This window comes from Nitrosovibrio sp. Nv17 (assembly GCF_900119085.1).
Classification (GTDB): Bacteria; Pseudomonadota; Gammaproteobacteria; order Burkholderiales; family Nitrosomonadaceae; genus Nitrosospira.
Genome location: NZ_FPIQ01000004.1, coordinates 165,077 through 179,061 on the forward strand (window position 1 = coordinate 165,077; position 13,985 = coordinate 179,061).

Here is a 13,985-nt window from a genome sequence, read left to right on the forward strand (position 1 = left end):
CGGATGATCCTGACGGTCAATACCGGGAGTTCGTCCGTTCGGCTGGCCGCGTTCGCCCGCCACGAGCGTGGCCTGGCGGAGGTGGCGAGCGTCAGGCACGAACTCCGCGGGGAGGAGCCGGGCGCCATGCTGCACGCGTTCGCGCAGGCGCACGGACTCGGCAGGGTGGAGGCGGCGGCGCACCGCGTGGTGCACGGAGGCGAACGCTTCACCGCCAGCCGTGCGCTCGATCCGGAGACGGAGCGCGAGCTGGGGCGGCTGGCTTCCCTCGCGCCCCTGCACAATCCGGTCGCCCTGCGCTGGGTGCGCGCGGTGCGCGCGGCATTGAACCCGGCGCTCCAGGTGGCCGTGTTCGACACGGCGTTCTTCGCCGCACTGCCGGAGGCCGCCCGCACCTACGCCATCCCGTACGCCCTGGCCGGTGCGCACGGCGTGCGCCGCTACGGCTTCCATGGACTGGCGCACGAGGACATGTGGCGCACCTGGCGCGCACGCACGCAGCGCCCGGGCCGCGGCGGCAGGGTGATCTCCCTGCAGCTGGGCGCGGGCTGCTCCATCGCGGCGATCGAAGACGGGATGCCGCGCGACACCTCGATGGGATTCTCGCCGCTGGAAGGCCTGGTGATGGCGACCCGGTCGGGCGACGTCGATCCGTTCCTGGCCACCTACCTGCAGCGCCGGGCGGGATTCACGCCGGAAGAGGTGGAGCGTATGCTGAACGAGCGATCGGGGCTGCTGGGCGTATCGGGAATCAGCGCCGACCTGCGTGAACTGCTGGCCTCGCGGGATCCGCGCGCATGCCTGGCCGTGGACCTGTACTGCCATCGGATACGGAAATACGTGGGCGCCTACCTCGCGCTCCTCGGGGGGGCGGACGCGGTCGTCTTCGGCGGCGGCGTGGGCGAGAACCTGCCCGAAGTGCGCGCACGGATACTCGCGCGCATGGCATGGTGCGGACTCGAGATCGATCCCGGCGGGAACGAAAATGGCGCGGGCGCATTCTGTATCAGTACGGCGGCCAGCCGGATCGAGGCATGGGTCGTTCCGGTGAACGAGGCGGCCATCCTCGCGCGGGAAGCGGCGCGGGTGATGGCGCAGCCGGACACCCGGGCCACTTCGGGAGGGGACGCATGAAGGACGGAACCGGACTGCCGCAGGAACCGGATCGGGCGCCGCTGTCGGCGGAGGAGCTGCATGCGCTGGACGCCTACTGGCGCGCGGCGAACTATCTGTCGGTCGGCCAGATCTACCTGCTGGATAATCCCCTGCTGCGGGAACCGCTGGCCCTGGCCCACGTCAAGCCTCGCCTGCTGGGCCACTGGGGCACCACGCCGGGCCTCAACTTCATCTACGCGCACCTGAACCGCGTCATCCTCAGGCATGATGTCAGCATGATCTACGTCGCGGGGCCGGGTCACGGCGGGCCCGCCATGATCGCGAATACCTGGCTCGAGGGCAGCTACAGCGAATGCTATCCGCACATTCCGCGGAACGAAGCCGGCATGAAACGGCTGTTCCGGCAATTCTCCTTTCCCGGCGGCGTGCCCAGCCACGTGGCGCCGGAGACGCCGGGCTCCATCCACGAGGGCGGGGAGCTGGGGTACGCGCTGTCCCACGCCTTCGGCGCGGCATTCGACAACCCCGATCTGGTGGTGGCGTGCGTGGTCGGCGACGGCGAGGCCGAGACGGGCCCGCTGGCTGCCGCCTGGCATTCCAACAAGTTCCTCGATCCCGCTCACGACGGCGCGGTGCTGCCGATCCTGCACCTGAACGGCTACAAGATCGCGAACCCCACGCTGCTCGCGCGCATTCCCCACGAGGAACTGGAGAGCCTGCTCCTCGGTTACGGCTACCAGCCCCGCTTCGTCGAGGGGGCGGATCCGGCGCGCATGCACCAGGCCATGGCGGCCGCGCTGGACGGCGCGGTCGAGGCCATCCGCCGCATCCAGCAGGCCGCGCGCACGGGGACGGACGAGGGCGCCGCCGCCTACCCGCGCTGGCCCATGATCGTTCTTCGGAGCCCCAAGGGATGGACCGGCCCGAAGGAAGTGGACGGCAGGAAGACGGAGGACAGCTGGCGCTCGCACCAGGTGCCGCTGGCGGAGATCGGCTCGAATCCCGGCCACCTGGCGCTGCTGGAAGCCTGGATGAAGAGCTACCGGCCCGGGGAGCTGTTCGACGGGGAAGGCGGGCTCGTCCCCGAACTGGCGCGGCTGGCGCCGCGGGGCGAGCGGCGCATGGGGGCCAACCCGCACGCCAACGGCGGGCTGCTGCTGAAGGACCTGGAGATGCCGGATTTCCGGGACTATGCGGTCAAGATATCGGGGCCGGGCGCCGGCGTGGCGGAATCCACCCGGGAAATGGGCAAGTTCCTGCGCGACGTGATGCGGCTCAACCTGCCGTATCGCAATTTCCGGGTGATGGGGCCGGACGAGACCAGCTCGAACCGCCTGGGTGCCCTGTTCGAGGCGACGGACAAGACGTGGATGGCGCAGCGCCTGGCGTCGGACGAACACCTGTCCGCCGGCGGCAGGGTGATGGAAGTGCTTTCCGAGCACACCTGCCAGGGCTGGCTGGAAGGCTACCTGCTCACCGGACGGCACGGCTTCTTTTCCTGCTACGAGGCCTTCATCCACATCGTGGACTCGATGTTCAACCAGCATGCCAAATGGCTCAAGGTGGCCAGCCGGGAAATTCCCTGGCGCCAGCCCATCGCCTCGCTCAACTACCTGCTGACCTCGCACGTGTGGCGCCAGGATCACAACGGCTTCTCGCACCAGGATCCGGGATTCATCGATCACGTGGTGAACAAGAAGGCCGACATCATCCGCGTCTACCTGCCGCCGGACGCCAATACCCTGCTGTGCATCGCCGACCGGTGCCTGCGGTCGCGCAACTTCGTCAACGTCATCGTCGCCGGCAAGCAGCCGGCGCTGCAATGGCTGGACATGGATGCGGCGGTCCGGCACAGCGCCGCCGGCATCGGCATCTGGGACTGGGCCAGCAACGACCGCGCCGGCGAGCCGGACGTGGTGCTCGCCTGCGCCGGCGACGTGCCGACGCTGGAGACGCTCGCCGCCACCGACCTGCTGCGGCGGCACCTGCCGGAACTGAAGGTGCGGGTGGTCAACGTGGTGGACCTGATGACGCTGCAGCCGCAGGAGGCGCACCCGCACGGGCTGGCTGATCGCGACTTCGACGCGCTGTTCACCACCTGCAGGCCCGTCATCTTCGCCTATCACGGCTATCCCTGGCTCATCCACCGCCTGACCTACCGCCGTGCCAATCACGGCAACCTGCACGTGCACGGCTACAAGGAAGAGGGAACCACCACCACCCCGTTCGACATGACCGTGCTCAACGACCTGGACCGCTTCCACCTGGTGATGGCCGCGGTCGACCGGGTGCCGGGCCTGGGGTCGAAGGGGGCCTATCTCAAGCAGGCGATGCGCGACCGGCTGATCGAGCACGGGCTGTACATCAGGCGCCACGGCGAGGACATGCCGGAAATCCGGAACTGGCGCTGGTCCGGGTAGCACCGCTTTTACGGCACGACCGTTCGCCGATGATCCTGCTCATCGAAATCGTCTCGCTCTACGCCTCGTTCTTCCGCGGCGACGCGAACGCCCCGTACTGGGGCGCCATCCTGCCGATCCTGTACGCGCTCGTGATCGCGCCGCATGCGCTGATCGGCAGGCCCGACATTCCCAGGCGGATCATGACGCAGACCCTGCACGCGAAATGGAACAACGCGGAGGATCTGGTCGGCTACATCTGCGACTACTGGATGGCGTTCGCCTATCCGGCGACGTCATGGAAAAAGCGGCGCAACAGCGCCGTGCTGTCCTTCGTCTCGTTCTTCCTGGCGGCGGTCTACGTCCTGCAGGAATATTTCGTCGCCGGCATCGTGCTGCTGGCGGCGGGATGCATCCTGCATGGCATGAGCGTCAGGGTGGATCGGCCCCGCACGGTCTATGCCAGCGCGGCGTACCGGGAGGGTGCGGCCGACGCGCCTGCGCGCCGGGAGTGGGAACTGGCGGCGATGTCGATCATCGCGTTCACCGATCTCTATCCCGAGGATCCGCTCATCCGCGACTCGGCCAGGCAGGTGCTGGAAGACGGCGACATCGGGCCGCTGCTGGCGATGCACCGCTACGACCATGGGGCGAACTGGGTCTGACGGCCGCCCTTTGCTCTGCGCCGTTCTTCCCGCTGCCGCTTCCATCAATTTTCTGTAAAAATAATTGTTCTTTCGCAGCACGGCCTGTACAATATATTGTAATATTTGCTTAATGTAGCAGGGATGACCTGCTACATTGTGCCATCCTCGATTTTCCAATGATTCTGATAAATAAGAATCTCTCTTATTATCAGAATCATTTCTGTTTACAAAAGCACAGGAAGATGCTAAGCTGAATCTAAGTATCGATTTGCGGAAACGGCACCAGGTTTCGGCGAAATCGATGCTTTGCCCGCAAGCCTGGGACGTTCCCGCAGGCATCGCCAGCCTTCCAAAGTGTGAGTCCGCATCATCGGCGGCCGGAGTGTCCGTGCCTCAGGCTCCTGGCTTTCCGGGCCGCTCGAGCATGAATCTCAGATAGCTTATTTATGGAGGTAACTAAATGGATTCAAAGTTGAATCGCCATCTTTCCAAAGCAGCCGTTTCAATGTCCTTCCTGATGTTGCCGTTCCTGGCCAACCCGGCGTATGCGGTGAACTGGGTCGAGCGTGTCGATGCCGGCAATCTGCTCGGCACGGCGCAGGAGCCGACCGGCGATGGTTCGCTGAACAACATCCGCGGACTGCTTGAGCACAACCAGGATATCGACCTGTTCAAGATCTACATTTCCAACCCGACCACCTTCTCGGCATCCGTGACCGCCAACTTCAACTCGGTGCTTTCCCTGTTTGATTCGACCGGGCTCGGAGTATACGGCAACGACGACGCCAAGCTCGGCGACACCAACGCCGGGCTGCCCGCCGGCCACGCTTTCGGTCCCCAAGCCGCGGGCTGGTACTACCTGGCGATCTCCACCGACGAGGTCATGCCCACCAGCGGCAGCGGCACCGGGCCGGAGAACTACATCGCGTCCATCACGAGCGAGCCCTACACGGCCGTGCTGGGTCCCACCGGGCCTGGCGGCGGTTCGCCCCTGACCGGCTGGGCGACGGAGGGTGATCCGAACCTCGGCGTCTTCGAGAGCTACCGCATCCGGCTGTCGGGCGTCACGGTCTCGCCCGTGCCGGAACCGGAAACCTACGGCATGCTTCTCGCCGGGCTGGGCCTGGTCGGCGCGATGGTACGCAGGAGAAAGTTCCCCACCGCCAGCTAGATCGGCGCAGGGTTGAAAAAGGGGCTTCGGCCCCTTTTTCATTTGCCGGGGCGCGTGCCGCAATGGCGTCCACGCGTCGCCCCGGAAAAATTTTTCCGCCACCTTGAACAACGGCCGGGCTGGTTCGTCTGCATTGAGGGCGACCGGAGAAACCGGACAGCCATCAAGCCTGCGCCGGCAGGCATGCGCGTGAGCAAGACAGGGCTGCCCTGGATGGATCGGCAGCAGTCCGCATACAGCCATATCCCCACGTCAGGGATCTGGCCATCGAATGTTGAAAAAGGGGAGATGATCGGCGCTATGAATAAGAGTCGTGGGATTCATGAGAGTCGTGGAATTCGTGGGAATCAGGCAAACCGCACGCCAGCCGGCCTGCGCCGGCTGGCGTATGGCCTCGCGGGCGTGGCGATATCCTCCTCGGTGCCGGCGGCGGACCTGCTGCCGCCCCCGGGGGCGGTGAGCGCCTGGCGGGCGCTGCCGCAAACCGATCGGCTGACGACCCTGGCAAGTTTCGAACGGGAGCGGGCGCAGCTGGCGTCCACAGGCGAGGCGGCGCCCTGGCTGCTGGCGCGGGCGGACGATTCCGCGGCCCCTCTTCCCGCTGCCGCGTCCGAAACCCAGGAAGGCGCGCAAAAATCCGCTCCCGGCCAGGCCGGCGCGCAGCCGAAGCTGTCCCAGGCGGCGCCGGTCCCGCCGGCCTCCGGGACTCCTCCGGCAGCCCCGGCGGAGCCGGCGCCGTCGACGCTGCCGCCGGTGAACGTGACCGCCGAGGGCGAGACGGTGAAGGACTACGTCGCCACGCGCAGTACCACCGCCACCAAGGGCGACATTCCCCTCATCGAGACCCCGCAGTCGATCTCGGTGATCACGCGCGAGGAGATGGACGCGCGCGCGGTGACCACGGTGTCGGAGGCGCTGCGCTTCACCCCGGGCGTGATCTCGGAGGGCTACGGCTACGACAGCCGCGGCTTCGACTGGTTCTTCATGCGCGGCTTCGACGCCCTGCTGACCAGCGACTACCGCGACGGCCTGCGCCAGTTCAATAACGGCAACTTTGGTTTCTTCCGCACCGAATCCCAGGGCCTGGAGCGGGTGGAGGTGGTGCGCGGCCCCGCGTCGGTGACCTACGGCCAGGGGGACGCGGGCGGCATCATCAACCGCGTCAGCAAGCTGCCCACGGCCCAGCCGGTGCGCGAGATCATGTTCCAGTACGGCAACTTCGACTTCAAGCGCGTGTCGGTGGACTACGGCGGCGCCCTGATGGACGGCAACCTGCTCTACCGCATCGTCGGCACCGGCCTGGACACCGACACCCAGGACAAGTATCCTGGCCAGAAGCGCGTCGAGAACAGCCGCCTGTACATCGCGCCCTCGCTCACCTGGCTGTCCGGCAACACCTCCTACACCGTGATGGGAGAGGTGCTGGGCAACCGCACCGACGGCGCCTCCTTCGCCTATACCGAACCGGGCAACCGCCTGAGCCGCCTGCTGGTGGGCGAGCCGCGCTTCAACAAGTTCAACCAGGACCAGTGGTCGGTGGGCCACAAGTTCGAGCACCGCTTCAACGCCGACTGGATGCTGCGCCAGAACCTGCGCCACGCGGCGACGCGGGCGGACAATTTTCGCGTACAGGACTATGGAGCCTTTGATCCCGCTGATCCATTAAATCCGTTTCCGTCCAATCCAGTCTATCTCCTGCGCGAGGCCAACATCTTCCACGAGTCGGTGCGGCAGACGGCGATCGATACCCAGTTGCACGGCAAGTTCAACTTCGGCCTCACCGACCACACCGTCATGCTGGGGGTGGACTGGCTGCGCGCCCGCACCGGTTCGCGGGTGCTGGGAGATGCCGCCCTCAGCAGTCTGTATGGTATCCCGGTAGGTGTGCCCGTTTGGGATCTGGAGATCGCCAACCCACAGTACGGCCAGCAGATGGTGGACAGGCCCATGGACACCCTTGCCGATACCAACCAGAAACTGGACCAGGTGGGCGTCTACCTGCAGGACCACGTCAAGATCGCCGAACGCCTGATCCTGACACTGTCGGGGCGGCACGACTGGGTCATGCTCGACACGACCGAACAGGTTTCGGGGGTTTCGGAAAGGAAGAACAACAGCGCCTTCACCGGCCGGGGCGGGCTGACCTATCTGCTGGGCTGGGGGCTGGCGCCGTACTTCAGCTACTCGCAGTCGTTCCTGCCGCAGGGGGGGGTCGGAGCCGATGGCCGGGCGTTCGACCCCAGCCGTGGCGAGCAGTTCGAGTTCGGGCTCAAGTACCAGCCCGAGGGCATCCGCGGCCTGTTCACCCTGGCGTTCTTCGACCTGACCAAGCGCAACGTGCTGACGGTCGATCCGGGCAATAATAATTTCCGCAGGCAGACCGGCGAGATGCGCTCGCGCGGGGTGGAGCTGGAGGGCAAGCTGTCGCTGGCGCAGGGGCTGGACCTGATCGGTTCCTACACCTACACCGACATCAAGGTGACCAAGAGCGAAGACGTCGATCTCGGCAAGCGCCCCATCATCGTCCCCAAGCACATGGCCTCGGGCTGGCTCACCTACGCCATTCCGGTGGAGTTCCTGCGCGGCCTGGGCCTGGGCGTGGGGGTGCGCTACGTCGGCCCGCGCTACCGGGATATGGAAAATACCCAACTGGACCGCTCCTACTTCCTGACCGACGCCTCCATCTACTACCAGCGCGGCCCGTGGCGGGTGTCGATCAACGGCCACAACCTGTTCGACAAGGAGTACGTGGCCAACTGCACCTTCGGCTGCTTCCGCGGCATGGAGCGCATGGTGCTGGGCAGCCTGCGCTACCGCTGGTAGCGGAGCGGCAGGCGCGCGTTCCGGCGGGAACGCAGCGAAACAGGGAGCAGGAGGCGAAACTTCGGGCAGGATCGATCGTCTGACGAGGGTGGCCGGCTATCAGGGTGGTGGGTGTGGGTGTTCCGATGCGTAGCGTGTTCGTTCTCCTGCACCGCTGGTGCGGGCTGTTCATAGCCGGCTTCCTGTTCGTCACCGGCCTCACCGGCGCGATCATTTCCTGGGACCACCAGCTGGACGAGTGGCTCAACCCGCACCTGACCCGGGTGGCGAGCCGCGGCGAGGCGATTCCCTCGCTGGAGCTCGTCCGCCGCATCGAGGCGGCCGATCCCCGCGCGCACGTGGTCTTCATCCCCCTGCTGGCGGAGGAGGGCGAATCCCTTGCCTTCGGCGTGCAGCCGCGCGTCGATCCCGCGACCGGCAGGCTTTACGAGCTCGACTACAACCAGGTGTTCGTCGATCCCGTCACCGGCGACGTGCTGGGCACACGCGAGTGGGGCGCGGTCTCGCTGTCGCGCGAGAACCTGGTGTCCTTCCTCTACAAGCTGCACTTCAGCCTGCACCTGCCGGAGATGGGCGGCTTCGACGGCTGGGGCGTGCTGCTGCTGGGGATCGTGGCCATCGTCTGGATGCTGGACTGCTTCAGCGGCCTGTTCCTGACCTTTCCGGCGCGCCGGCGCCATCAGGGGATGGGGGCATCCCGCGTGCGCGGCCAGGCCGAAGCAACGGGGGGAGCCGGCCTGTTCATGGAGGCGGCCGGCCCGCCCCAGGCGGGAGCGGCGCCACGCGAACCGAAGGAATCGTGGCTGCGGCGCTGGCGGCCGGCGTGGCGCATCCGCTGGGGAGGGGGACGCTACAAGCTCAACTTCGACCTGCACCGCGCCGTCAGCCTGTGGACCTGGGGCGTGCTGCTGATCGTGGCGTTCACCGCCTTTTCGCTCAATCTTTATCGTGAAGTATTCTTTCCCCTCATGTCGCTGGTGTCGGACGTGACGCCGGGACCCTTCGACACGCGCACGCCTGCCGACCGGGACCGGCCCATCCTGCCGCAGATCGGCCGCGCGGCGATCCTGGAGCAGGCGGGCGCGGAGGCGCGGCGCAGGGGATGGCCCGAGCCCGCCGGGGACCTTTTCTACGCTGCCGATTTCGGCGTCTACGCCGTCAGCTTCTACTATCCGGGGGAGGATCACGGCGCGGCGGGGGTGGGACCGGCACGGCTGCACTTCGACGGCGGGGATGGGCGCTACCTGGGCGACATCCAGCCATGGCGGGGAACGGCCGCCGACATCTTCGTGCAGATGCAGTTTCCCCTGCACTCCGGACGCATCCTGGGCCTGCCGGGGCGCATCCTGATCTCCTTCATGGGGCTGGTGGTGGCCATGCTGTCGGTCACCGGCGTCTACATCTGGTGGAAGAAGGCGCGCAGCCGCCGCGCCATGGGCAGGCGTACCGCGCCGGCGGCGCCCATTCCGCCGTTCCGCTCCGCTCGTTCCCTCTCCGCGGGCGCGGAGGAGGGGATTTCGCGGGGGGATTAAATTCCTGCGCGGCTTCTTCGTCTTGAATAGAGTGGACGGGCTGCGCGGATCGCCTGTGCCGGCCTGTCCCGTGACCTTGCGGGTTGTCATTGCGGTGCAGGGGCGGGCGTGGTTCTTGTTTGAGCGGGTATTTTTCCATTGAAGCTGCTTTGTCTGCCTTGCGCAGGTGCCAGCGCGACCATGTACTTCCGTTGGCGGCGCCTGCTGCCGGCATGGATCGAGGTCGTGCCGCTCGAGCTGCCGGGACGCGGGAGCCGGATCGCCGAGCCTGCGGTGCGGGAGTTCGATGCGCTGGCGACGCGCCTGGTCGAGTCGCTGGCGTCTGGCAGGCACGGTTCGGGGCCGTACGCCCTGTTCGGGCACAGCATGGGCGCGCTGCTGGCCCACGGCATCGCCCGGCGCCTGCACGCGCAGGGGGCTCCGCTGCCGCAGGCGCTGCTGGTCTCGGCTGCGGCGGCGCCGTCGCGGCGGGCCGGCGAGCATTTCCCCGCCGCGGGCGACAGCGCCGCGCTGACCGCGGAACTGCGCAGGCACGGCGGGACGCCCGACGAGCTGTTCTCCAATCCCGAGCTGCTGGGGATGACACTGGATCTGCTCGACGCCGACTATCGCGTCTGCGAAAGCTATCGCTACCGCCCCGCGCCGCCGTTGCCGCTTCCCATCCACGTATTCGCCGGGAGGGAGGACGACATCGACGAGCCTTGCCTGCGGGCATGGTGGGACGAGAGCGGGCGCGAGTCGACGCTCGACTGGTTCCACGGCGGGCATTTCTATCTCAGGGAGAGCGAGTCTGCCCTGTTGCACCGTATCGCCGCCTGCCTGCGGCGTGCCCGCGTGTCGCCCCCGGATTCCACCGTCTGCGCCTGATCTGCATGGGACCGCCGCGCCATTGCCGGGCACCGGCGAGGGACGATCCGGTTTTGCCGGCGGCCGGGACGCGGATGGGGAATTCGGGGGCGACACGCGGGCACGCCGCGGGAGCGGTAAAACACCAGGAGTAGAGCCATGCTGCAATCCCAGAGGAGTGCCGGGACGCATTCCGAATTGCCGGTGCTGATCTCGCCCTCACCCTCGCGGGTGCGGGAACGCCTGGCCGACGCCCTGCCGGGCCTGGCGGCGGCCGTCGAGGCATCCCTGCATGCCGTGGGCGGCGTGCTGTTCCGCGGCTACGACGTGCCCTCGGTGGAGGATTTCCGGCGCTTCGCCGCGGGCTTCGGGCACCCTCTGCTGAGCTATGAATTCGCCTCCACGCCGCGCACGGCGGTGTCGTCCGGGATCTACACCTCGACCGAATATCCGGCGCACCAGCACATCCCCCTCCACAATGAACAGGCGTACACGCGCGAGTGGCCCATGCGGATCTGGTTCCATTGCGTGACGCCGGCGCAGTCGGGAGGGGAGACCCCCATTGCCGACAGCCGAGCGGTCTACCGGCGCATCCCTGCGGCCATCCGCCGCCGCTTCGAGCAGGGGCTGGTATACGTGCGCAACTACAGCGGCGAATTCGACCTGCCCTGGCAACAGGTCTTCAACACGGAAGACCGGGCCGAGGTGGAGGCCTATTGCCGCCGTTCGGGGATCGAGTGGACGTGGAAGCCCGATGGGGAGCTGAGGACGCGGCAGTCCTGCCAGGGCGTGGCGATCCATCCGGTGACCGGGGAACCGGTATGGTTCAACCAGGCCCATCTGTTCCATGCGTCGAACCTGCCGCCCGAGGTGCGGGAGTCGCTGGAAGAGATCGTCGGCATCGAGAACCTGCCCCGCAACGTCTGCTTCGCGGACGGCAGCCGGATCGAGGACGCGATGCTGGAAGAGGTGCGCGCCATCCTGGCGGAGGAGACGATCCTCTTTCCGTGGGAGGCGGGGGACGTGCTGATGCTCGACAATATGCTGGTCGCTCACGGGCGCACGCCCTTCAAGGGGCCGCGCAAGGTGGTGGTGGCGATGGCGCAGGCCCATGGCGGCAGCTGACGCCCGCCTGACCCCGAAGGGGGCCGCGGCGGATCGGGGCGGGGAGTGCCGCACGATGGTCGAGCACCTGCGCCGGCTCGCGGCGCAGCGGCCGGGAGATACCGCCGTCATCGAGGTCGGCGCCGGGGACGACACCCTCCTCAGCTACGCGGAGCTGGACGGCCGCGCACGGGTGCTGGCCGCGCAGCTGCAGGCGCGGCTCGAGCCCGGCGAGCGGGTGCTGATCCTGCTCGACAACGACCTGCACTACGTCGCCGCCTTCTTCGCCTGCCTGTACGCCGGCATGATCGCCGTTCCGGCCTTCCCGCCCGAATCCGCGCGGGCGCAGCATCTTGCCAGGCTGGTGGCGATCGCCGCGGATTCCGGCGCCCGCTGCATCCTGGCTACCGAAGCGGTGCGCGGCATGCTGGAAGCCGCCACGATTTCCATTGCTCCCGAGGCGCTGTTCCTGGCGGTCGATGCGTCCGGGTCCGATCCTGCACCGCAGTGGCGCGAACATGCGCCGGCGGAGTCCGACATCGCCTTCCTGCAGTATACGTCGGGCTCCACCGGCGCGCCCAAGGGCGTCATGGTCTCCCATGGCAACCTGATGGCGAACGAGCGCGCCATCGAGGAAGGGCTGTCGGTGCGCGCCGACGACGTGTTCGTCAGCTGGCTGCCGCTCTATCACGACATGGGGCTGATCGGAGGATTGCTGCAGCCGGTCCATCGCGGCATCCCGGTGGCGCTCATGACGCCGCGCCATTTCCTGGAACGGCCGCTGCGCTGGCTCGAAGCCATTTCACGCCATCGCGGCACGATCAGCGGCGGCCCCGATTTCGCCTACCGCCTCTGTGCGGAGCGCGTTCGCGAAGACCGGCTGCAGGCGCTGGATCTGTCCAGCTGGCGCATCGCCTTTTCCGGTTCGGAACCGGTGCGGCACGAGACACTGGAAAGCTTCGTGGCGGGCTTCGCTCCGGCGGGATTCGCGGCCGAGGCCGTGTATCCGTGCTACGGCCTTGCGGAGGCCACGCTGTTCGTGACCGGGGGGCGGCGCGGCGCGGGGATGGTGGCCCACGCCTTTTCCAGGGAGGCGCTGGTGCAGGGGCGCGCCCTGCCGGAGCAGGCGGGCGCCATGCTGGTCGGCTGCGGCGCCGCACCCGCCGGCCACCGGCTCGACATCGTCGATCCGGAACGGCTGGCGCCCCTGCCGGACGGCGGCGTCGGCGAGATCTGGGCCAGCGGACCGAGCATCAGCCTGGGCTACTGGCAGCGGGCCCAGGAGACGCGCGAGCGCTTTGCCGAGCGCGGCGGGCGGCGCTGGCTGCGCACCGGCGACCTCGGCTTCCGGCACGACGGCCAGCTGTACATCACCGGCCGTCTCAAGGATCTGATCATCGTCCGCGGGCAGAACATCTACCCGCAGGACATCGAGCATGCGATCGAGACGGGGGTCGAGATGGTCCGCAAGGGGCGCATCGCCGCCTTTTCGGTGGAGACCGGCGCCGGCGAGGGGATCGGGGTGGCGGTGGAGGTCTCGCGCGGGATGCAGAAGCGCGTCCCGGCCGAGGCGCTGGTCGCGGCGCTGGCGGAGGCGGTCGGCATGGCCTGCCATGAGCCGCTGTCGGTGGCGGTGCTCCTGAATCCCGGTGCGCTGCCCAGGACCTCCAGCGGCAAGCTGCAGCGTTCCGCATGCCGCCAGGGCTGGCTCGACCGCACCCTGGACGCCTACGCCGTGCACGAGGCCGGACGTTTCACGATGGGAGGCGGCGCCTCCGCCGCGCAGCCTCGGCGCGAGGAGGGCCTGCGGCCCGGCGGCATCGAATCCGAGCTCGCCCGCATCTGGCAGGACGTCCTGGGATGCGGAGCCCTGGGGCGCGAGGCGAATTTCTTCGCCAGCGGCGGCAGTTCCCTGGCCGCCGCGCGGATCGGCATGCGCATCGCCGAAAAGTGGGGGATCGAGTTTCCGGTGCGCGTCCTGTTCGAGCATCCCACCCTGCAGGGATGCGCGCATCAGGTCGGCCGCCTGCTGACGGGAGGGCCGCACCAGCTCCCGATCGTGCGCTTGCGAGAGGGATCGGCAGGCGCGGGTGAACTATCCTACGCTCAGGGGCGGTTATGGTTTTTATGGAGGCTGGAGCCGGAGGGGACGGCGTACCACATCTGCGGGGGACTGGAGCTATCCGGGGAACTGGACGTAGAGGCGTTGAGATGGAGCTTTGAGCGGATCGTGGAGCGGCACGGGAGCCTGCGCAGCGTGTTTCGGGCGGGTGCGGAAGGGCAGGGCGAGCAGATAGTGCGGGGGCATCAGGCGCTGGCGATCGATCTGGTAGATCTGAGCGGCCCG

The 13,985-nt window shown here is 67.7% G+C and carries 9 protein-coding genes; all 9 read left to right on the forward strand.

Annotation, left to right across the window (positions count from 1 at the left end; translation table 11 throughout):
• The first annotated feature begins 3 nt into the window (after positions 1-3).
• Positions 4-1,134: an acetate/propionate family kinase gene (locus tag BT108_RS04130; protein ID WP_072293268.1), complete on the forward strand. Its 1,131-nt coding sequence runs from the start codon at positions 4-6 to the stop codon at positions 1,132-1,134.
• Complete coding sequence (locus BT108_RS04135) at positions 1,131-3,536, forward strand: phosphoketolase family protein (protein WP_072293269.1); 2,406 nt, start codon at positions 1,131-1,133, stop codon at positions 3,534-3,536. Before BT108_RS04130 ends, BT108_RS04135 begins: the two co-directional genes overlap by 4 nt.
• Before the next feature lie 29 nt (positions 3,537-3,565).
• Positions 3,566-4,180: a hypothetical protein gene (locus BT108_RS04140; RefSeq protein ID WP_072293270.1), complete on the forward strand. Its 615-nt coding sequence runs from the start codon at positions 3,566-3,568 to the stop codon at positions 4,178-4,180.
• Positions 4,181-4,667: 487 nt separating this feature from the next.
• Positions 4,668-5,333 carry a PEP-CTERM sorting domain-containing protein gene (locus BT108_RS14110; protein WP_255369607.1) on the forward strand — a complete coding sequence of 222 codons (666 nt, stop codon included), beginning with the start codon at positions 4,668-4,670 and terminating at the stop codon, positions 5,331-5,333.
• A gap of 300 nt (positions 5,334-5,633) precedes the next feature.
• Complete coding sequence (locus tag BT108_RS04150) at positions 5,634-8,156, forward strand: TonB-dependent siderophore receptor (RefSeq protein ID WP_177257249.1); 2,523 nt, start codon at positions 5,634-5,636, stop codon at positions 8,154-8,156.
• Between the two features lie 125 nt (positions 8,157-8,281).
• The gene (locus BT108_RS04155) at positions 8,282-9,688 is read left to right on the forward strand and encodes a PepSY-associated TM helix domain-containing protein (RefSeq protein WP_072293271.1); all 1,407 of its coding nucleotides are present in this window, start codon (positions 8,282-8,284) and stop codon (positions 9,686-9,688) included.
• A gap of 138 nt (positions 9,689-9,826) precedes the next feature.
• Entirely contained in the window at positions 9,827-10,555 is a 729-nt protein-coding gene (locus BT108_RS04160) for a thioesterase II family protein (RefSeq protein ID WP_255369608.1), read from the forward strand.
• A 138-nt stretch (positions 10,556-10,693) separates the two neighbouring features.
• A complete protein-coding gene (locus tag BT108_RS04165; RefSeq protein ID WP_072293273.1) occupies positions 10,694-11,659 on the forward strand; it encodes a TauD/TfdA family dioxygenase in 966 nt (321 codons plus the stop codon).
• Positions 11,646-13,985 (forward strand): AMP-binding protein (locus BT108_RS04170; RefSeq protein ID WP_218184810.1); only part of this gene is annotated, 2,340 nt, incomplete at its 3' end. The genes BT108_RS04165 and BT108_RS04170, both read left to right, overlap by 14 nt.